We start from the raw sequence: 20,126 nt of genomic DNA, 5'->3' as shown, positions 1-20,126 counted from the left end.
GATGTGGCTGATCCGTTCGTTCTCCACCGTCAGGTGGCTGTCGTGTTTGACCACCTCGGTGCGATCATTTTCAGTGAGCAGGTCCAGGTCTTTCTGGGCGTGGAGGTAGATCTGTTCCTGATTGGCTTCGTCTTCAAACCGCAGCTCGTTGCTGCCCTCGCCCTTGTGGGTCTGGGTTTTCAGCACCGTTCGGGTTTTGTGCTCCGGCAACGCATAGGGCGGCGTGTTGGTGGCGTGGTAGGTGCGACCGGTGATGATGGGCTGGTCCGGGTCACCGTCGAGAAAGCTGACGATGACTTCGTGGCCGATCCGTGGCAACGCCATAAAGCCATACTGCCCTCCGGCCCAGCCCTGGCTGACTCTGAGCCAGGCACTGGAGTGTTCGTCATTCTGGCTGTAGCGGTCCCAGGGGAAGCGGACTTTGACCCGGCCGTGTTCGTCGCAGTGGATTTCTTCGCCGGCCGGGCCGGTGACGAGGGCGATCTGGGGGCCGTCCATCAGCGGTCGATCCAGTCCCTGTGGCCGCCAGTTGCGATCCGCGGGAATGGCCTCGAAGGCATTGTGGTAGGTGGTTGGCTCGCTGCCCCCCGCCTCTTCCAAAGCCTGGGGCTGTTTGCCGGTGTGGACGACCCGGGTGATCAGCCAGTCGCGGTTGAGGTCGTCCTGGGTGTGGCTGCTCAGGGGCAGCCTGGCGCCAGCGGCAAAATCAGGGCGGTTGCTGCGGCCACTGGCCACGCTGGCGTCGTTGCGCAGGGCCTCCAGTTTGGCCTGGGTGAAGGCGCGGCCACGGGCGTCATTCTTGAAGCGGCCAGGGTAATCGTAGTGCTGGTAATCCTCCCGCTGGTGATCCATACCGGCGGCGTTGCTCTCGTGCATCAGCGCGTAGGCAGGGTTCCTGAAGGTGTAGTCTTTCATCACCACCGACGCGGCGCGGACCCGTTCGCGGTAGCTGAACTGGAATACCGCCGGTTGCCGGGTGCTACCACCGGCGGTGGCGTTGCAGGTGGCCTGCGGCAGGGTGACGGCGTCGCCGTGATGGTCCGAAATCACCAGGGGCGGGTTGTCGGCGTCGAGGTCAAAACGGTAGTGCCAGCCTTCTTCGGCGGCCAGGCGCTGGAGGAAGGCCAGATCGCTTTCCCGATGCTGAACGCAGTATTCCCGCTCCGGAGCCGAACGTTTGAGGTCGAACACGGTGTCGACGATGCCGCGCTCTTCCAGCAGGGTTTTGAGAATCGCGTCCGGGGTCTGGGTCTGGAAGATGCGGCTGTTGTGCATCAGCCCGAGGCGCCACAAAGGCGGCTCTACGACCACCTCGTAACAGGTGCGGCGGTGGCCGCTGTCACCGCGGGCGAATTCGGAGACGACGCCTGAAAAACGACGCAGCAGCTGGCCATCCTGCCAGATGGCGAGTTCGACCGGTTGCTCGAGAATCTGATCCAGGGAGGGGGACGGATTTGAAACCTGTTCCCCATCAGAGCCCGATGCCTGGCCTAAAGCAGGATCGGGACTGGCCAACGCCAGCTTGCCGCGGAACAGACAGGACAGAGCCTCGCTGAATTCAAAACCAACGACAGCCAACAGGTCGGCGGGCAGGTCGCCTATACGGACAGTAAACTGCAGCCCCACGGACGGGGGACGAGGGGAAGCGGGAGCCTCGGGCATATCTTCAATCCTTGAAGAGACGTCTTGTGAGTGTGGGCTCTTCCTGAGCCTGGCCGGATTATAACGCCCATAGGCAGGATTAAAACCCTCCGGGGAGGAACCTGCGAACCGTGCCAAACAAAAAGGGGCGCTTACGCACCCCGGACAGATCTCAGCCCCTTGCCGACCACACGCTTACTTACACCAGCTGGTGTTCTTCACCCTGATAGTAGGCTTCAACCCTTGGGTTCATGACCCGCTTCCAAAGTGGCGGAATACAGGCCAGCACCACCATGGTTGCGTAGCCAGCCGGTAACTGGGGTGCAACCTCATGGTGACGGAGCACCTGATAGCGGCGTTTGGCGTAAGCATGGTGGTCACTGTGGCGCTGCAGGTGGAACAGGAAAACGTTGGTCAGGAAGTAATTGGAGTTCCAGCTGTGTTCCGGCATGGTGCGCTCATAGCGGCCATTCTCCAGCTTGCGGCGATGCAGACCGTAATGCTCCAGGTAATTGACGATTTCCAGCAGGGTGAAGGCGATGAAGCTCTGGCCGAGGAAGTAGGCCGCGCCCAACCAGCCAAAGGCCACGGTAAAGGCAATCAGCGCCAGGGCGCTGATGCTGTACCACCAGATCAGTTCATTATGCCAGCTGACCACGCGCTGGTTCTTGCCTTCCAGGCGCTTCGCTTCCAGCTTCCATGCATTGATAAAGTTACGGGCATAGGCCTGGGGCAGAAACTCATACAGCGACTGGTTGTAGCGGGACGAGGATGCGTCTTCCGGTGTGGACACATGAACGTGGTGACCGCGCAGGTGCTCCACCTTGAACCCGGCGTAACACACCAGCGACAGCAGGAAACCTCCGGCCCAGGTTTCAAGCCGGTCATCCTTGTGGATCAGCTCATGGGCGACGTTGATGCCCAGGCCACCGACAATACCGATCGACAGAATCCAGCCCACGGTTCCCAAAGCGCTGAAGGTACCTCCGGCGATGAGGCTCATTCCCCACACCAGTAGTACCGCATACAAGCCAACCCAGCTCAGGGTCAGAACGCGGTAAAACGATTCCTTGTTCATCGACGGCACATCGTCCCCTTCATCCGGATTGAGGTCGTCCTTGCCAAGCAGGAAATCCAGAAGGGGAATAATCACAAACACCACCACCGGAGCCCCCCAGGCAAACAGGTTGGTCATACCCAGGGAGTGCCCCGCAAGCACCAGAAGCGGCGGTATCGCCAGCGGTAACATCGAAATCAGGTAGCTGTATTTCTTGAGTTTCAGCAGCAGCTTTCGTCGTGCGGCCTCAGGGGAATGGGCTTTGCTGTGCGTTGTCATAATTATTGTCTCCTGCTGGCGGGGCTCGTGATTAATTACACCATAGATGCATTATTGTCCTACAATCTAACAGAGGTCAACCTTTTCATCCCGACAACCCTGACCGCCTGGTACACGGACCGTCACCTCCGCTAAAGCGGACCGAAGCGGCTGTGATACACTGCCAGACACTGAGAGCGGACAACATAACCATGGAATTCAAGGCCCCTAACACCCTGGCCGAGCAGATCGCCAACTACCTGGCACAACAGATCATGACCGGCCACATCCAGCCCCGCGAGCGCATTCATGAGGCCCGGGTTGCCACCACTCTTGCGGTTAGCCGGGCGTCGGTGAAAGAGGCGCTGTACATTCTGGAACGCTGGCATCTGGTGGACATCACGCCCCGTAAAGGCGCCTCTGCCAGCCAGCTCGATGCCCAGCACGCGACCGAACTCTATGACGTCTACATGCACCTGCTGCTGATGCTGGCCGACCGGTTGATCGATCATTGGGAAGGACCCGACCGGATCACCCTGTTACGGAAAATCAGCAAGGTGACCCAGTGCCTGAACGGCAACACCAGCGTACTGGCCGTGGTTGAGGCCAGCTTTGAGGTTATGGACAGCTGTTGCGAGGTGGTGGGCAACCCTTACCTCACCGAGGCCCTGACCAACTTCAAGCCTGCGGTCAGCCGCGCCTATTACCTGAGCTCGGAACGCTACCAGCAGGATCTCGAGCGTACGGAGGCCTTCTTCCGGAACCTGACCAAGGCCGTACTGGAGCGGGATAAAGCCGCCATGGCCGAACAAATCACCCGTTTTGCCGACCACCAGAAGCGCCTGATTGTAGAGGCCTTATCGCCCGATAGCTGTCCGCAAAGCCCCTCCCCGGCGTCTGCCTGAGCAGGCGTTCGGGTCTGTGATTTGGCTCACAGACCCTGATCAAAAATCACCCTACCGTAACAACCTGTAACAAAACCCGATGCGGGCTGCATAGATTGCGCTGTTCCCCTGTCGTCTGGACAACTAAAAACAACAAGGACCGGGGACATCATGTCACTCAAGGTTGGTCAGGGAAGATCCTGTTTTCACGCTGCGCTGGTACTGTCGGTCATCTCGGCACCGGTTGGGGCCATCGAATCCATTGATGACCGGGAAATGGCCAACATCACCGGCCAGACCGGAATCACCATCGAGCTCGCAGCTTCGGTGGACATCGCTCAGATCCGTTATGTCGACGATGCCCCCCTGGACATCAACGGCTTCCATCTGTCCGGCCACAACGGCACCCTGCTCGACAACGTGAAGCTCACCCTCGATGTTGCCGGGGATGGCGAAGTGCTGGATTACGGGTTCTCCGAACTGGCCCGGCGGGGGGCAGAGGGAACGCTCAACCCGGCCAACCCGGACATTGCACAGGCGATGAGCACCTATTCTGTCAGCGGCCAGTACGGAAAGCAGTTCAACGACGGTGACCTGGTGATGCACCTGAGTCCGGTGGACAGTGGCGATCCTGCCAGCGTCGACGATTACCTCAGTGCCATCGACTTCGAGATCGGCATCGACAGCATCATCACGGGCGGAAACCCGGACAGCACCACCCTGTTCTCAGATATTTTCCTGACGGGCTATCTCGGACCGACCGACATTGTGATCCGCAACGATGGCACCAGCTACGTCCGACCCAACGGTGATCTGGTGCAGGCCTCCGAGCTGCAGATCGACAGCCACTTCAGGATTGATGACGGCTCCCTGAATTGGGAGGTTGCCGACGTGATTCTGATCTTCAACCTGGCTGCGGTGGGCATTGAGGGCTTGCAGGTGCATAACCGCCGGGGCAATGACACCAAGGGGCATTTCGGCATGGCCAATCTGGCGGCGAGCATTTCCGCCGGCACCAGCGCCACCTCCGGAGCGGAGGGCATGTCGATTCACGACGTCGAATTCCGCGCCGATATTGATATGCCAACCTTCCGGATCGGCACCCAAAGCATCGGGTCGGTGTATTTCTCCGATTTCGTGATCTCGGATACCTCCATGATGGTCTACGGCCACTGATCCATCGGCACGCTCCCATTCACAGCCGGCGCCCATTCGGTTTAGACTGGACAACCGCATTCAGCGAGTGAGAGGTCAGACTTGTGAGTGGTATTCCGATTGGTATCAGTACCTGTCTGCTCGGACAGGAAGTCCGCCATGATGGCGGCCATAAACACTCAAGATTTTGCACCCAGATACTGGCCAAACACTTCGATTTCAGGCCAGTTTGCCCGGAGATGGCCGCAGGTCTGGGAGTTCCCCGCCCTGCCATCCACATCCGCGACATTGACGGCGAACTGCGTCTGATTGAGTCCAAGGGCAGCGCGGATCACACCGAAGCAATGGATCACGTGATTCGGGCCGTCGTGCCTACCCTTGGCGACCTGCGTGGCTATATCCTGATGGCCAAATCCCCCAGTTGTGGCATGGAACGCATCAAGGTTCACAACGCCGAGGGCCAGATGGTTCACCGGGAAGGACGGGGGCTGTTTGCGGCCGCCCTCATGCAGGCGTACCCACTGCTACCGGTGGAAGAAGAAGGCCGACTGCACGATGATGCCCTGCGGGAGAACTTCATTGAGCGGGTGTTCGCCTATGATGACTGGCAGCAGAATGTCGCCGCCAACCTGACAGCCAAAGCCCTGATCGAATTCCATACCCGCCACAAGTTCCAGCTGCTGGCCCACAACGAACCCCTGTACCGGCAACTGGGCCCCATGCTCTCCAATCTCAAGGAGCAACCACTGGAAACGGTCGCGCAACGCTACATTGAAGGGTTCATGACGGCCATGACCTGCAAGGTCAGCCGGGGCGCCCACGTCAATGCCATGCAACATCTGATGGGCTATTTGCGGGAAGCCATTGGCGATGCCGACCGGCAGGTGTTGGTCGAACAGATCGAAGCCTACCACCGCGGCGAGCTGCCACTCATTGTGCCCATGACCCTGCTGCGCATGGCACAACGTCGCGAGCCGGTGGACTATGTCGAGCTACAGCACTATCTCAGTCCCTACCCGGATGAGCTAGGTCTTCGTAACCGGGTCTGACCGCGGTCAGAAGCCGTACAACAGGGTCAGCGCCGTCTCGGTGTCCGTGCGTTCGCTAGCCGCAGGGGGATCCGACAGGTGCTTGACCCGATAGGAGACCTTCATCGACAGGGAATCCACCACCGTCGCCTGGAGCGAGGTTTCCGACTCGCTGATGGTATGACCGTCTTCGAGGCCGATCTCGCTGCTCAGCTTCTGGCGGAACAGTGCCGTCTCCGACAGTTCGTAATCAAACTGACCCGCCAGCCGGGCAATGGACTCATTTTCCTTGCGATGACCATTCTCATCAGGTTCATCAAAGCGGTTATAGCGGTAACCGGCACCGGCAGAAAGGTCCAGGAATGAGCGCTCCCCGCCCTGCCAGACCCGATGGCCATAACCTGTGGTGATGGATGACTCAAAGTCATAACCGGAGAAGCGATCGTCCTCATAGGCCCCGCGCAGAAACCAATACTGGCGATCGTTGAACTTGAAATCGGATTCCAGGAAAGCGCGGTACTTTTCAGCCGAAGTGGCACCGTCAGCTTCGGAATACAGTGATGAGAACTCGCCACTGTTGCGCCAGCGGACGATTTCCTGCTGGAACGCCAGCCGGCTGTTGACGTTGGTTTCTTCCGTGTTACCGGTGGTGATCAGCAGCCCCAGTTCGACTTCACCCTGCCATTCCGGCGTTTCCGCCCAGGCCAGGGGAGCCCCCAACAATACTGTGGTTACCGCAACAATGGTTTTTTGCATGGTCAGTCCCTTACTCGCGTGGGCGGGACTGACCACTCAGTAACTGGCGATCAGGCCCCGCGTTGTTCTCCGGCAGCGCTTTGCTCGGCCTGGCGGGCACGCTCGGCTTTTTTGCGCGCCTTGCGTTCGGCGATGATACGGGCAGCCTCACCCCCCACGTGAGCTTCCCCACGCTGAGCCGCCAATCGCATCTGTCGTTCCCGCTCGGCAAACCGGGCTTTCTGCTCATCGGTGAGGTTATCAGCACATTGGTGACAACTCACACCCTGTTCGTACTCTGGGCGCAGCTTATCGTCCTCAGTGATCGGACGACGGCAGGCATGGCACTGGTCGAAACCGCCCCGCTCAAGCTGATGATTCACCGTCACCCGGTCATCAAAGACGAAGCACTCTCCATGCCAGAGGGATTGTTCTTGCGGGACTTCTTCCAGGTATTTGAGAATCCCGCCCTTGAGGTGGTATACCTCGTCAAAGCCCTGCTCCTTCAGGTACGCCGTGGATTTCTCGCAACGGATGCCGCCCGTGCAGAACATCGCCACCTTCTTGTGCCTGGCCGGATCCAGGTTCTGCTTCACGTACTCGGGGAACTCCCGAAAGGTATCGGTGGCCGGGTTCAGGGCATTTTTGAAGGTCCCGATTTCCACCTCGTACTGGTTACGGGTATCGACCAGCAACACCTCGGGGTCGGAGATCAGCTCGTTCCAGTCCTTTGGATCCACGTAAGTGCCCACCACCCGCTTCGGGTCGATACCTTCCACGCCCATGGTGACGATTTCTTTCTTAAGCTTCACTTTGGTGCGTTTGAAGGGCTGGATGTCGACAAACGACTCTTTATAATCCACGCCATCAAAGCGTGAGTCGCTGCCAATCCAAGCCTTGACCGCGTCAATACCCTCACGGCTACCGGCGATGGTCCCGTTAATCCCCTCACGGGCCAGCAACAGGGTGCCCCGCACCTCTTGCTCGAGCATCAGGTCCAGCAGAGGCTGGCGAAGGTCTTCAAAATCTTCAACGGCTGCGAACTTGTAGAGTGCGCAAACCACGACGTTATCAGTCATTACTTTACTCCTGCGGGCCGGATCGCAAATCCGGAGCATGGTTTCTGGACATTTGGGCCGCGTCGAGCGGCGGTGAAATTCTAACCGATGCGAAGCGCCATGAAAAACGCCCCGTCAATGCGGGGCGTAGGTAGTTACCGGGCAAGCCCCAGGTTATTCAGCGGCGGCGGCCAACTCCCGCTCAACCACGGCGGACAATTGCCCCCAGCCAGGACGAGAGAGAGGAATATTATCCACCAGCACCGTCGGGGTACTGGTCACACGCATACGCTTGGCCACGTCCACGCTGGCTTCGATCACTTCCTGATGCAGGTCGGTGGCCATGCAACGGCTGAAGCGGCGCTCCTCAAGGCCGAGTTCACCGGCATAACGGGTGAAGATCTCGACAGCGACACCGGAGTTGCTCCACTCCCCCTGGTTGGCAAACAGCCGGTCGTGCATGGCCCAATAGCCCTCCTGATCCCCGGCGCAACGGGCAGCCATGGCCGCAGGCAGAGCATTGCGATGCTGGTTCAGCGGCAGATCATAGAACACAAACCGAACCTTACCCGACTCGACGTATTCCTGCTTCAGCCGGCTGCTGGCTTCCGCAAAGCGACCGCAGGCGGGGCACTGGAAGTCAGCAAACTCACGGACCACCACGGGCGCGTCATCAGCGCCGATGCTGGTGCCGTACTGGTCCAGCTCCGCCGGGAAAGGCTGGGCGTTCGCCGCGGCAACGGGCAGAGATACCGCCTCGGGCTCCGGCGGCTGGGTCACCCAGAATACGCCAGCCACAATGGCGGCCACCACAGCGAGCATGACCACTACAACCGGCAGTCTGCTGCTCTTTGATTTGCCCGCAGCCGGTGTTCCCGACCCCTTGCGGCGTTTTGCCTCACCCATACCGACTCCTTAACAAATGATGAAATGTACTGATCAAAGATGACGCTAAGATACCGTAGTTAATCGAAAAGTTCCCCTGGGCTGACGGAATCAGACAGTATCCGGGTCAGGACTCATCCTTCTCCGGTCAACTGCCGCAGCTGACGGTTGAGGCGATCCACCTCACGCCGAAGCTGCTGAACATCATCCAGCAGGTCGAGGGACATGGCCAGGCCCGGCACATTGATATCCAGATCCTGCTGCAAACGCTGGGCTTTTCGCAACCGGGCCAGCGCCGGGAGATCAAAGCTCCACTCCCGCACGTCACCTTCCTCTACCGGGGAGATCACGCCATAACTTACCAGCTTGATCACAAATTCCGCATGAACAGCCCCCCGTTCGCAGAACTCCCGCAGGGTGAACGTGGTGTGAGCGTCCAGCAGCTCCACCTCGAATATTGGTTCGTTCTTTGCCATCGCTCGGCTCCCGTCACACACCCAGTTTGCTGCGTGGATTGAAGGCAGGCTCTGCCTCCGCCAGTTGCTGGTAAAGCGCTGCCGCTTTCTCGCTGTGCTGTTCCGGCATCACGATCTGCAGCAATACTATCTCGTCGCCAGGATGCTGGCCGGGAAAGCCCTTGCCTTTGAGCCTGAGTTTACGACCACTGGACGATCCCTTCGGGACCTTGACGTTTACCTTGCCGTCTACCGTGGGCACTGTAACCGTCGCCCCCAACGCCGCTTCCCAGGGGGTGATGGGCACAGTGACCATCACGTCCCGACCTTCCACGGTGAAGTGGGGATGGGGTGCCAGCCCCACCTCAATGAACAGATCCCCCGGCTCACCGCCCCCGACACCCGGCGAGCCCTGACCTTTCAGCCGGATGTGCTGACCTTCGCGCACGCCTGCAGGAATCTTCACCTTGAGGGTTTTCTTGCGGGCCAGTACGTGGCCATGATCATCCATTTCATGGACCGTAAACTGCACCTGCTTGTCGCAGCCGTGGAACGCTTCTTCCAGGAACAGCGCCAGACGGGCATGAACATCGTCGCCGCGCGTGCGCATCTGGTGGCGGAAGCCAAACCCACCGCCACGTCCACTGGCGCGGCCTGCACCACCACCGCCAAAGATGGATTCAAAAAAATCACTGAACTCCCGGCTGTCGGCCCGGGTATAGCCGCCATCGCCGAAATGGGCTGCACTCTCCCAACCGGGCGGCGGCTCAAACTGCCCACCACTGGCGCCGTATTTGCGCAACTGGTCATACTCGGCCCGCTTCTGCGGGTCTTTGAGCACTTCGTAGGCCTCGCCGACGTCCTTGAACTTCTCATCGGCGTTGTCTTCTTTGCTGACGTCCGGGTGGTATTTCCGTGCCAGCTTTCGGTAGGCCTTCTTGATGTCCTCAGGCGTAGCGGACTCACTGACACCGAGGGCGGCGTAATAGTCCTTGAAGTCCATAGCGTCTCTCGCTGCAACCAATCGTCAGGGCGGGCGAACAAACTCACCCCCCAGCTAGAACTATTTGTTGAGTTGAGAGAATTTACAAGGTGGGTCTGGTCAGTATTTGACCGGAGTCAGGTGGATCACCGAGTCGAAAGGGGACACAAAAAAGGGGACAGGTTGAAGCCTGCCCCCTTAATCGAAGATGGGGACAGACTTCAAGTCTGTCCCCAGAGAAGCCTGAAGGATCAGTTAACCTTCGGATCCAGCTCGCCGGAGGCGTAGCGCTCGAACATCGCATCCAGGCTGATCGGCTTGATCTTGCTGGCGTTGCCGGCACAGCCAAAGGCCTCGTAGCGATCGATGCAGATTTCGCTCATCGCCTTAACGGAAGCCGCCAGGTATTTGCGCGGGTCAAACTCAGAGGTGTTCTGCGCGAGGAAACGGCGGATAGCACCCGTGCTGGCCAGACGCAGGTCGGTGTCGATGTTGACCTTACGTACGCCGTGCTTGATGCCTTCAACGATTTCTTCAACCGGTACACCGTAGGTTTCCGGAATCTCACCACCAAACTCGTTGATCACCGCCAGCCAGTCCTGGGGAACGGAGCTGGAACCGTGCATGACCAGGTGAGTATCCGGGATACGCTGGTGGATGGCCTTGATCTGGTCAATCGCCAGGATATCGCCCGTCGGCGGACGGGTGAACTTGTAAGCACCGTGGCTGGTACCGATGGCAATGGCCAGGGCATCCACCCCAGTCTTCTTGACGAAGTCGGCGGCTTCTTCCGGATCGGTCAGCATCTGGCTGTGGTCCAGCTTGCCTTCGGCACCGATGCCATCTTCTTCACCGGCCATGCCGGTTTCCAGGGAACCCAGGCAACCCAGTTCACCTTCTACGGACACACCACAGGCGTGGGCCATTTCAACAGTACGACGGGTCACGTCAACGTTGTACTCGTAAGACGTCGGGGTCTTGCCGTCTTCACCGAGGGAGCCATCCATCATCACCGAGCTGAAGCCCAGCTGGATGGAGCGCTGGCACACAGACGGGCTGGTACCGTGATCCTGGTGCATCACCACCGGGATATGAGGAAATTCTTCAATCGCCGCCAGGATCAGGTGACGCAGGAACGGGGCACCGGCGTACTTACGGGCGCCGGCAGACGCCTGCACGATCACCGGAGAATCGGTCTTGTCGGCCGCTTCCATGATGGCGCGCATCTGCTCCAGGTTGTTGACGTTGAACGCGGGGACACCGTATCCGTACTCAGCTGCGTGATCCAGCATCTGGCGCATCGAGATCAGGGCCATGGGGAACTCTCCTTAATAAAATTGAATTCGGTTCAAAGCAGTGACGGAGCCGGTATCTGCCCGGCTCCGAATGGGCCTCAGGCCCCGCGCTCTTCCAATACAGCTACCGCCGGCAGCACCTTGCCTTCGACGAACTCCAGGAAGGCTCCACCACCGGTGGAAATGTAGGAAATCTTCTCATTCACACCGTACTTGTCAACGGCTGCCACGGTATCACCACCGCCCGCCAGGGAGAAAGCATCGCTCTGGGCGATGGCATCGGCCAGCGCCTTGGTGCCGTTACCGAACTGGTCAAATTCGAATACGCCCACCGGACCGTTCCAGAGAATGGTTTTGGCAGACGTCAGCAGTTCGGCGAATTGAGCCGCGGTTTGCGGGCCCACATCCAGAATCATGTCGCCTTCGCTCACCTCATCGATGGACTTGGTGGTCGCGGCGGCGGTTTCCGCAAATTCGCTGGCAACGACAACGTCGCTTGGCAGCGGGATATTGACCTTGGCGGCGATGTCCCGCGCGGTGTCGAGCAGGTCGTGTTCACACAGGGACTTGCCTACCGGGTGGCCGGCAGCGGCCAGAAAGGTGTTGGCGATACCACCACCCACGATCAGCTGATCGCAGATGTCGGACAGGGCGTTGAGCACGTCCAGCTTGGTGGAGACCTTGGAGCCACCGACAATGGCAACCACCGGCTTGGCCGGCTTGTCCAGGGCCTTGCCGAGGGCATCCAGTTCTGCCGCCAGCAGTGGGCCGGCACAGGCTTCAGGCGCAAAGCGGGCAACACCGTGGGTGGAGGCCTGGGCGCGATGTGCGGTACCGAAGGCGTCCATCACGTAAATGTCGCACAGGGCTGCATATTGCTTCGACAGGGCTTCGTCGTCTTTCTTTTCACCCTTGTTGAAACGGACGTTCTCGAACAGCACCACTTCGCCGTCGGCGACTTCAACACCGTCCAGATAATCCTTGACCAGACGCACGTCCTGACCCAGCAGGCCAGACAGGTGCTCGGCGACAGGCTTCATGGACGACGCTTCGTCATAGACGCCTTCTTCCGGACGGCCGAGGTGGGACATCAGCATGACCCTGGCACCGGCGTCCATGGCTGCCTTGATGGTTGGCAGCGAAGCGCGAATGCGGGCGTCACTGGTTACTTTACCGTCTTTGACGGGTACGTTCAGGTCTTCCCGGATCAGTACGCGCTTACCGGCGAGATCCAGATCGGTCATTTTCTTAATGGCCATAAGGTCGTCTCTTCAACTATGTTCAGTGTTTACGTTTCGTTCAGTTCCAGCCAGCTCCGGCTGACATCCAGCATCCGGTTGGCAAAGCCCCACTCGTTATCAAACCAGCACAGCACCTTCACCATGCGGCCACCGGTCACCCGGGTCTGGCCACCATCCACCACGCCGGAATGAGCGTCGTGGTTGAAATCAGAACTGGCAAGCAGTTCGTCGGTGTAACCCAAGATGCCCCTGAGCGGCCCCTGAGCGACCCGTTGCAGCAGGGCGTTCACCTCAGCCACCGAGGTTTCCCGGCGCACATTCAACGTCATATCGATGGCGGATACATTGGTTGTCGGTACTCGCATCGCCACGGCGCTGAAGCGATCTTTCATCTGCGGCAGCAACCGCTCGATGCCTTTGGCCAGCCCGGTGTCCACCGGCACGATGTTCTGCAGGGCACTGCGGGTGCGGCGCAGGTCGTGATGGTGATAGGCATCAATCACCGGCTGGTCGTTCATCGCCGCATGGATCGTGGTCGTCGTGCCCTGCTCCACCCCGAATGCCTCATCCAGCACCTGAATGACCGGGACGATGCAGTTGGTGGTGCAGGAGGCGTTGGACACCACCCGGTCTGAGGCCGTCAGTGAGCGTTCATTAACCCCGAACACTACGGTTCGGTCGACATCCGCTTCCGCTGGCTGTGAAAACAGCAGGCGCCGGGCGCCGGCATTGAGGTGCTGCTCGGCCGTGGCCCGGTCGGAAAAGGCGCCGGAACATTCCAGCACCAGATCAATACCCAGCCCGGCCCAGGGCAAAGCCCCGGCGCTCTTACAGCTCACCACCGCGATCCGGTCGCCATTGACCAGCAACTGATCACCGTCGACCTCGACCTCACCGCGGAAACGGCCATGGGTTGAGTCGTACCGGGTCAGATGGGCAATGGTGTCAATGTCCGACAGCTCATTGATCGCGACCACCTGCAGGTGATCGCGAAAACCGTTCTCGTACAGTGCGCGCAAGACGCACTGTCCAATACGGCCATAGCCGTTGATGGCAACTCGATACGGCGCTGCGGCAGTCATCAGGCTTCCAGCAACTCCTGGGCAACCGCCATGATGTTCTCAACGGTGAAGCCGAACTCTTTGAACAGCTCACCCGCCGGGGCCGACTCACCGAACGTGGTCATGCCAACAACACGGCCATCGAGGCCCACGTACTTGTACCAGTAGTCTTCAATCGCCGCTTCAATTGCGACACGGTTGGTGACTTCCAGCGGCAGCACCTGCTGCTTGTACTCGGCGCTCTGGGCATCGAACACGTCGGTGGAGGGCATGGAAACCACACGCACCTTGCTGCCCTGTTCGCGCAGCGCGGCTGCCGCGTCCTGGGCCAGACCTACTTCAGAGCCGGTGGCGATCAGGATCAGGTCAGGCGTGCCTTCGCTGTCAGACAGCACATAACCGCCCTTGGCAACATTCGCGAGCTGCTCGGCATCACGCGCCTGGTGAGGCAGGTTCTGACGAGAGAAAATCATGGCAGTCGGGCCATCCTTACGCTCCAGCGCCGCTTTCCAGGCCACGGCGGATTCCACCGCATCGGCCGGACGCCAGGTGCTCATGTTCGGAGTGGTCCGCAGGCTCGCCAGCTGCTCAATGGGCTGGTGGGTCGGGCCGTCTTCGCCCAGACCGATCGAGTCGTGGGTATAAACATGAATGGCACGCTGCTTCATCAGCGCCGCCATGCGCACCGCATTCCGGGCATATTCCATGAAGATCAGGAAGGTCGCGCCGTAAGGCACGAAACCACCGTGCAGGGCGATGCCGTTCATGATCGCCGACATGCCAAATTCGCGAACCCCGTAGAAAATGTAGTTACCGGAGGCATCGTCACGGGTCAGCCCCTTGCAGTCACTCCACAGCGTCAGGTTGGATCCGGCGAGGTCAGCAGAGCCACCCATCAGTTCCGGCAGCAGCGGGCCGTAGGCGTTCAGGCAGTTCTGGGAAGCCTTGCGGCTGGCGATGGTCTCGCCCTTGTCCTGGATTTCCTGAATGTAGGCCTGCGCCTTCTCGCTGAAATCAGCCGGCAGGTCGCCGTTCATCCGGCGCTTGAACTCGGCCGCCAGCTGCGGCTCGGCCTGCTCGTAGGCGGCAAAGGCCTCCGACCAGCTTTGCTCTGCAGCCGCACCCTTGTCGCGGGCGTTCCAGCCGGCGTAGATGTCGTCGGGGACGTCAAACGGACCGTGGTTCCAGCCCAGGTTCTCACGGGCCAGGGCGATTTCGTCATCACCCAGCGGCGCGCCGTGACAGCTTTCAGTACCCTGCTTGTTGGGGGAACCGAAGCCAATGATGGTCTTGCAGCAGATCAGTGTTGGCTGATCTGTGTTGGCGCGGGCCTGCTCAATGGCCTCGCGGACGGCGTCGGAGTCATGGCCGTCCACAGCGGGAATAACCTGCCAGCCGTAGGCTTTGAAACGCTCAGGTGTGTTGTCGGTAAACCAGCCTTCGACCTCACCGTCAATGGAGATACCGTTATCGTCATAGAAGAAGACCAGCTTGCCCAGCCCCAGGGTGCCCGCCAGGGAGCACACTTCGTGGGAGATCCCTTCCATCAGGCAGCCGTCACCCAGGAAAGCGTAGGTGTAATGATCCACGATGTTGTGGCCGGGACGGTTGAACTGGGCTGCCAGCGCTTTCTCTGCGATCGCGAAGCCAACCGCATTGGCAATGCCCTGCCCCAGCGGTCCGGTGGTGGTTTCAACGCCTGGGGTATAGCCGTACTCAGGATGGCCCGGGGTCTTGGAGTGCAGCTGACGGAAGTTCTGCAGGTCGTCGATGGACAGGTCGTAGCCGCTCAGGTGCAACAGCGAATACACCAGCATGGAGCCGTGGCCGTTGGACATCACAAAGCGGTCGCGGTTGGCCCACGCCGGATTGGCCGGGTTGTGGCTCAGGTACTCGTTCCACAGCACCTCAGCGATATCTGCCATACCCATTGGCGCTCCCGGGTGGCCGGATTTGGCTTTCTGAACCGCATCCATGCTCAGCGCGCGTATGGCGTTGGCGAGATCTTTGCGAGACGGCATTGACTGTTCTCCACTGGCGTTTGACGTAAGAAAAAAGGTTGGATCAAAAAATAGGCGCGTATTTTCGCCGATTAGTAGGTGTCGGAGCAAATCGGATAGCCAAATGTCTGTACTGTGGATTTCCGAGAGCGAATCCGGCCACACAGGATCTATATCAAAATATTTTGATATGACTATTGATTGACCACTTTTTACCCTCTAAACTCCTCTCCCATGACAAGCATGACTACCCCGAAACAGACCGAGACCGCCAATGCGGATGTACTCGCCCCCATTTATAAGGCCAGCGGCGACCCGTTGCGCCTGGAGATTCTGCGGGTACTGAGGCGCGATACGTTTGGGGTACTGGAGCTGAGCCAGCTGTTCGACATGCGCCAGTCCGGCATGAGTCACCACCTGAAGGTGATGAACAAGGCCGGCCTGCTGGAGCCGCAACGGGAAGGCAACGCCATTTTCTACCGCCGCCCCCTGCACCTGGACAGCGATAAGCTGGCTGATCAAACCGTGCGGCAGATTTTTGAAATGGTGGACCAGATCCCGCTGCCGCAGCACCTGCAGGAGAAGATTGAAGCGATCCGTAACCAGCGGGCCGATCAGTCCCAGGCGTTTTTCTCGCGTCATGCCGAGCAATTCCGCGAACAACAGGAACTGATCGCCGCGTTTGAGCTCTATGCCGAGCCCACGGCCGAGGTGATCCGTCAACGGGCGATCAAACAGAACTGGCACACGGGCCTTGAGATCGGTCCTGGCGAAGGGGCCTTTCTGAAGGTGATGGCGGGTATCTGCGATCACGTGGTGGCGCTGGATAACTCCCGCGACATGCTGGCCAAGGCCACCCGGACCTGCATCGAGGAACGGCTGAACAACATCGACCTGATTGAAGGGGTCACCGATACCTTGCTGGCCAGGGGCGACGCCTTTGACCTGGTGGTTGCCAACATGGTGCTCCACCACGTGCCCAGCCCGGCGGATATTTTCCTGGATGCGGCTGCCCTGATGAACGGCGGCGGCTGCCTGATCATCAGCGACCTTTGCAGCCATGATCAGGACTGGGTGAAGGAAAACTGCGGCGACCTCTGGCTCGGTTTCGAGCCCGAAGAACTGACCAGCTGGGCGGAAGACGCCGGTCTCAGCTGTGGCGAGTCCCTGTTTATAGGGCTTCGCAACGGTTTTCAGATCCAGGTACGGGAATTCTGGAAGTCTTCAGGTACCAGTTAACAAATGAACCGATCAAAGGTTCACAAGGTGAACTTTTTAAACCATATCAATTTTTTTTGATATACAATTGCCAACCCATAACTCATTGGATTCCGGTGGCAACGACAACCGGCCGACGCACAACCGCTCATACAGGAGCCAAAACTATGTCTGACTACAGCATCTTTACTTCTGAATCGGTCTCTGAAGGCCATCCGGATAAACTGGCCGACCAGATTTCCGATGCCGTTCTGGACGCTATCCTCCAGGAAGACCCGCACGCCCGTGTGGCTTGCGAAACCATGGTGAAAACCGGTGTTGCCATCGTTGGCGGTGAGATCACCACATCGGCATGGGTAGACCTGGAAGATCTGGTCCGTTCCGTTATCAAGGACATTGGCTACACGTCCTCCAAGGTTGGCTTCGACGGCGATACCTGCGGCGTGATCAACATCATCGGCAAACAGTCTGTCGACATCGCCCAGGGCGTTGACCGTCAGAAGCCGGAAGATCAGGGTGCCGGCGACCAGGGCCTGATGTTTGGTTACGCCAGCAACGAAACGGACGTACTGATGCCCGCACCGATCTGCTACGCCCACCGTCTGGTGGAGCGTCAGGCCGAAGCGCGCAAGAGTGGCCTGCTGCCGTGGCTGCGCCCGGATGCCAAGAGCCAGGTGACCTGCCGCTACGAGAACGGCATTGTGACCGGCATCGATGCCGTGGTTCTGTCCACCCAGCACGATGAAGAGGTCAGCCAGAGCGACCTGAAAGAAGCGGTCATGGAGCTGATCGTCAAGCACGTGATCCCGGCCGAGCTGCTGCACGCCGACACCCAGTTCCACATCAACCCGACGGGCAAATTCGTGATTGGTGGCCCAGTGGGCGACTGTGGCCTGACCGGCCGCAAGATCATCGTTGATACCTACGGCGGCATGGCCCGTCACGGTGGTGGCGCCTTCTCCGGCAAGGACCCCTCCAAGGTTGACCGCTCTGCCGCCTACGCGGGCCGTTACGTGGCGAAGAACATCGTAGCCGCCGGCCTGGCCGAGCGCTGTGAGATCCAGGTTTCCTACGCCATCGGTGTGGCGCAGCCGACCTCCATCTCCATCAACACCTTCGGCACCGGCAAAATCAGCGACGACAGGATCATCGCCCTGGTACGCGAGCACTTCGATCTGCGTCCGTACGCCATTACCCGCATGCTGGACCTGCTGCACCCGATGTACCGCGCCACTGCGGCGTACGGTCACTTCGGTCGTGATCCTTACGAGATGACCGTGAATGGCGATACTTTCACTGCCTTCCCGTGGGAGAAAACTGACAAGGCTGCAGTCCTGAAGGACGCTGCCGGCATTTAAACGCCAAAGACGAACTGCCCAGCCCGCCAGCTCTTGGAGTTGGCGGCGCTGAGGTCAGGCTTTTACGGACACGCTGCAAGTACGTCCCTGTACGCTTGTTTCCGGCCATCCATGGCCTCCAACAGTCCGTAAAAGCCTGACCTCACCACCGCTTTGATCTGCGGTGACCGATTATCAGAAATCGAAAACCGCCTGGGGACAGCTCAGACGGCAGCCACCCAAAGCACGAAAGAGGGGGGTGGGGGAGGCCTTCCGCGGAATGTCGGAGGCCATGGATGGCCGGAGCCAAGCGCACAGGGATGTGCTCGTAGCGGTTCCGCGGAAGGCCTCCCCCACCCCCGAAACAACCAATTTCAGCAGTCCGCAAGACTGGCCTGCAAAAAACACAGAAAGCGACAGGAGAACACCATGAGCACTCCGGCAGAACAACTGAACGCCAACCAGGATTACAAAGTCCGCGACATTTCCCTGGCCGATTACGGCCGCAAGGAAATCCAGATCGCCGAAGGCGAGATGCCGGCACTGATGGCCCTGCGTAACAAGTACAAAGCCGATCAGCCGCTGAAAGGCGCCAACATCATGGGCTGCATCCACATGACCATCCAGACCGCCGTCCTGATCGAAACCCTGGTGGAACTGGGTGCCAATGTTCGCTGGTCTTCCTGCAACATTTTTTCCACTCAGGATCACGCCGCCGCAGCCATCGCGGCTCAGGGCATTCCGGTTTTCGCCTGGAAAGGTGAGACCGAAGAAGAATACGAGTGGTGTCTGGAGCGGACCGTCGGTGCTGACATCGAAGGCTGGGAACCGAACATGATCCTGGACGACGGCGGCGACCTCACCGCTCTGCTCCACGACAGCTACCAGAGCATTCTGGCCAACTGTCACGGTGTGACCGAAGAAACCACCACCGGCGTTCACCGTCTGCAGGAAATGCTGCGCGACGGCTCCCTGAAAGTACCGGCCATCAACGTTAACGATGCGGTCACCAAGTCCAAGAACGACAACAAGTACGGCTGTCGTCACAGCCTCAACGACGCCATCAAGCGCGGCACCGACCACCTGATGGCCGGCAAGAAGGCACTGGTGATCGGTTACGGTGACGTGGGCAAGGGCTCTGCCGCTTCCCTGCGCCAGGAAGGCATGATCGTCAAGGTCACCGAAGCGGACCCGATCTGTGCCATGCAGGCCTGCATGGACGGTTTTGAGGTGGTTTCCCCGTACCTCAACGGCGTCAACAGCGGCAGCGAAGACAGCATCAACAAGGCACTGCTGGCCAACACCGACCTGCTGGTGACCACCACCGGTAACTTCAACGTCTGTGACGCCAACATGCTGAAGGCTCTGAAATCCGGCGCCGTGGTGTGCAACATCGGTCACTTCGACAACGAAATCGACACGGCCTTCATGCGCAAGACCTGGGAATGGGACGAGGTCAAACCACAGGTTCACATCGTTTACCGCGACCGTGCCAGCAACGATCACCTGATCCTGCTGTCGGAAGGCCGTCTGGTGAATCTCGGTAACGCCACCGGACACCCGTCGCGGATCATGGACGGCTCATTCGCCAACCAGGTGCTGGCCCAGATGTACCTGTTCGAGCGCAAGTTCGCCGACTTGCCAGAGGCTGAGCGTGCCGACGCCATCTACGTTGAAGTTCTGCCGAAGCAGCTCGACGAGGAAGTGGCCCGCGCCATGGTAGAAGGTTTTGGCGGCGTGATTACCCAGCTCACCACAGAGCAGGCGAAATACATCGGCGTAGCGGTCGAAGGCCCCTACAAGCCGGACAGCTACAAGTACTGATCGGCCCTCGGG

Annotated in this window: 17 protein-coding genes; 6 read left to right on the top strand and 11 right to left on the bottom strand. The window is 59.5% G+C overall.

Annotation, left to right across the window (positions count from 1 at the left end; genetic code table 11):
- Together BLV11_RS02470 and BLV11_RS02465 are read right to left on the bottom strand one after the other, a co-directional pair.
- Positions 1-1,662, bottom strand: a 1,662-nt coding sequence (locus BLV11_RS02470) for a type VI secretion system Vgr family protein (RefSeq protein ID WP_091811342.1), incomplete at its 3' end; no start/stop codon positions are given.
- Positions 1,663-1,840: 178 nt separating this feature from the next.
- The gene (locus BLV11_RS02465) at positions 1,841-2,977 is read right to left on the bottom strand and encodes an alkane 1-monooxygenase (RefSeq protein WP_091811341.1); all 1,137 of its coding nucleotides are present in this window, start codon (positions 2,975-2,977) and stop codon (positions 1,841-1,843) included.
- A gap of 191 nt (positions 2,978-3,168) precedes the next feature.
- Between BLV11_RS02465 and BLV11_RS02460 the strand changes: the two genes are divergently transcribed.
- The 3 genes from BLV11_RS02460 to BLV11_RS02450 all read left to right on the top strand — a co-directional run bounded on the left by BLV11_RS02460 (position 3,169) and on the right by BLV11_RS02450 (position 6,044).
- Positions 3,169-3,861 carry a GntR family transcriptional regulator gene (locus BLV11_RS02460; RefSeq protein WP_091811340.1) on the top strand — a complete coding sequence of 231 codons (693 nt, stop codon included), beginning with the start codon at positions 3,169-3,171 and terminating at the stop codon, positions 3,859-3,861.
- A 150-nt stretch (positions 3,862-4,011) separates the two neighbouring features.
- Positions 4,012-5,016: a DUF6160 family protein gene (locus tag BLV11_RS02455; protein WP_245725879.1), complete on the top strand. Its 1,005-nt coding sequence runs from the start codon at positions 4,012-4,014 to the stop codon at positions 5,014-5,016.
- Positions 5,017-5,099: 83 nt separating this feature from the next.
- On the top strand, positions 5,100-6,044 hold the full coding sequence (locus BLV11_RS02450) for a YbgA family protein (protein ID WP_091811339.1): 945 nt from the start codon (positions 5,100-5,102) through the stop codon (positions 6,042-6,044).
- Positions 6,045-6,050: 6 nt separating this feature from the next.
- Here BLV11_RS02450 and BLV11_RS02445 read toward each other — a convergent pair whose 3' ends face one another.
- The 9 genes from BLV11_RS02445 to tkt all read right to left on the bottom strand — a co-directional run bounded on the left by BLV11_RS02445 (position 6,051) and on the right by tkt (position 15,756).
- Positions 6,051-6,779: a DUF481 domain-containing protein gene (locus BLV11_RS02445; RefSeq protein WP_091811338.1), complete on the bottom strand. Its 729-nt coding sequence runs from the start codon at positions 6,777-6,779 to the stop codon at positions 6,051-6,053.
- 50 nt (positions 6,780-6,829) lie between these two features.
- Complete coding sequence (gene trhO, locus BLV11_RS02440) at positions 6,830-7,837, bottom strand: oxygen-dependent tRNA uridine(34) hydroxylase TrhO (RefSeq protein WP_091811337.1); 1,008 nt, start codon at positions 7,835-7,837, stop codon at positions 6,830-6,832.
- A gap of 153 nt (positions 7,838-7,990) precedes the next feature.
- Positions 7,991-8,722 carry a DsbA family protein gene (locus tag BLV11_RS02435; protein WP_091811336.1) on the bottom strand — a complete coding sequence of 244 codons (732 nt, stop codon included), beginning with the start codon at positions 8,720-8,722 and terminating at the stop codon, positions 7,991-7,993.
- Between the two features lie 113 nt (positions 8,723-8,835).
- On the bottom strand, positions 8,836-9,177 hold the full coding sequence (locus tag BLV11_RS02430; protein ID WP_091811335.1) for a chaperone modulator CbpM: 342 nt from the start codon (positions 9,175-9,177) through the stop codon (positions 8,836-8,838).
- A 13-nt stretch (positions 9,178-9,190) separates the two neighbouring features.
- The gene (locus tag BLV11_RS02425; protein WP_091811334.1) at positions 9,191-10,159 is read right to left on the bottom strand and encodes a DnaJ C-terminal domain-containing protein; all 969 of its coding nucleotides are present in this window, start codon (positions 10,157-10,159) and stop codon (positions 9,191-9,193) included.
- A 230-nt stretch (positions 10,160-10,389) separates the two neighbouring features.
- On the bottom strand, positions 10,390-11,454 hold the full coding sequence (fba, locus tag BLV11_RS02420) for a class II fructose-bisphosphate aldolase (protein ID WP_091811333.1): 1,065 nt from the start codon (positions 11,452-11,454) through the stop codon (positions 10,390-10,392).
- Between the two features lie 77 nt (positions 11,455-11,531).
- A complete protein-coding gene (locus tag BLV11_RS02415) occupies positions 11,532-12,692 on the bottom strand; it encodes a phosphoglycerate kinase (protein ID WP_091811332.1) in 1,161 nt (386 codons plus the stop codon).
- Between the two features lie 29 nt (positions 12,693-12,721).
- The gene (gene gap / locus BLV11_RS02410) at positions 12,722-13,756 is read right to left on the bottom strand and encodes a type I glyceraldehyde-3-phosphate dehydrogenase (protein ID WP_091811331.1); all 1,035 of its coding nucleotides are present in this window, start codon (positions 13,754-13,756) and stop codon (positions 12,722-12,724) included.
- Entirely contained in the window at positions 13,756-15,756 is a 2,001-nt protein-coding gene (gene tkt, locus BLV11_RS02405) for a transketolase (RefSeq protein ID WP_091811330.1), read from the bottom strand. Before tkt ends, gap begins: the two co-directional genes overlap by 1 nt.
- Before the next feature lie 213 nt (positions 15,757-15,969).
- Here tkt and BLV11_RS02400 point away from each other — a divergent pair, with 213 nt between their 5' ends.
- The 3 genes from BLV11_RS02400 (at position 15,970) to ahcY (ending at position 20,114) form a co-directional block, all read left to right on the top strand.
- Positions 15,970-16,974 carry an ArsR/SmtB family transcription factor gene (locus BLV11_RS02400; RefSeq protein WP_091811329.1) on the top strand — a complete coding sequence of 335 codons (1,005 nt, stop codon included), beginning with the start codon at positions 15,970-15,972 and terminating at the stop codon, positions 16,972-16,974.
- A 146-nt stretch (positions 16,975-17,120) separates the two neighbouring features.
- Complete coding sequence (gene metK / locus BLV11_RS02395; RefSeq protein WP_091811328.1) at positions 17,121-18,311, top strand: methionine adenosyltransferase; 1,191 nt, start codon at positions 17,121-17,123, stop codon at positions 18,309-18,311.
- A gap of 408 nt (positions 18,312-18,719) precedes the next feature.
- Positions 18,720-20,114 (top strand): adenosylhomocysteinase, encoded by a 1,395-nt coding sequence (gene ahcY / locus BLV11_RS02390; RefSeq protein ID WP_091811327.1) that lies wholly within the window; start codon positions 18,720-18,722, stop codon positions 20,112-20,114.
- Positions 20,115-20,126 lie beyond the last annotated feature (12 nt).

The sequence above is a fragment of the Marinobacter mobilis genome (genome assembly GCF_900106945.1).
Lineage (GTDB): Bacteria > Pseudomonadota > Gammaproteobacteria > Pseudomonadales > Oleiphilaceae > Marinobacter > Marinobacter mobilis.
This window is presented reverse-complemented; position numbering and strand designations above follow the sequence as displayed.

Bases quoted from the DNA above. Each gene is read 5' to 3' on its own strand.
- BLV11_RS02465 (WP_091811341.1), bottom strand. From the start codon at position 2,977: ATGACAACGCACAGCAAAGCCCATTCCCCTGAGGCCGCACGACGAAAG.
- BLV11_RS02460 (WP_091811340.1), top strand. From the start codon at position 3,169: ATGGAATTCAAGGCCCCTAACACCCTGGCCGAGCAGATCGCCAACTAC.
- BLV11_RS02455 (WP_245725879.1), top strand. From the start codon at position 4,012: ATGTCACTCAAGGTTGGTCAGGGAAGATCCTGTTTTCACGCTGCGCTG.
- BLV11_RS02445 (WP_091811338.1), bottom strand. From the start codon at position 6,779: ATGCAAAAAACCATTGTTGCGGTAACCACAGTATTGTTGGGGGCTCCC.
- trhO (WP_091811337.1), bottom strand. From the start codon at position 7,837: ATGACTGATAACGTCGTGGTTTGCGCACTCTACAAGTTCGCAGCCGTT.
- BLV11_RS02435 (WP_091811336.1), bottom strand. From the start codon at position 8,722: ATGGGTGAGGCAAAACGCCGCAAGGGGTCGGGAACACCGGCTGCGGGC.
- BLV11_RS02430 (WP_091811335.1), bottom strand. From the start codon at position 9,177: ATGGCAAAGAACGAACCAATATTCGAGGTGGAGCTGCTGGACGCTCAC.
- BLV11_RS02425 (WP_091811334.1), bottom strand. From the start codon at position 10,159: ATGGACTTCAAGGACTATTACGCCGCCCTCGGTGTCAGTGAGTCCGCT.
- fba (WP_091811333.1), bottom strand. From the start codon at position 11,454: ATGGCCCTGATCTCGATGCGCCAGATGCTGGATCACGCAGCTGAGTAC.
- BLV11_RS02415 (WP_091811332.1), bottom strand. From the start codon at position 12,692: ATGGCCATTAAGAAAATGACCGATCTGGATCTCGCCGGTAAGCGCGTA.
- gap (WP_091811331.1), bottom strand. From the start codon at position 13,756: ATGACTGCCGCAGCGCCGTATCGAGTTGCCATCAACGGCTATGGCCGT.
- tkt (WP_091811330.1), bottom strand. From the start codon at position 15,756: ATGCCGTCTCGCAAAGATCTCGCCAACGCCATACGCGCGCTGAGCATG.
- BLV11_RS02400 (WP_091811329.1), top strand. From the start codon at position 15,970: ATGACAAGCATGACTACCCCGAAACAGACCGAGACCGCCAATGCGGAT.
- metK (WP_091811328.1), top strand. From the start codon at position 17,121: ATGTCTGACTACAGCATCTTTACTTCTGAATCGGTCTCTGAAGGCCAT.
- ahcY (WP_091811327.1), top strand. From the start codon at position 18,720: ATGAGCACTCCGGCAGAACAACTGAACGCCAACCAGGATTACAAAGTC.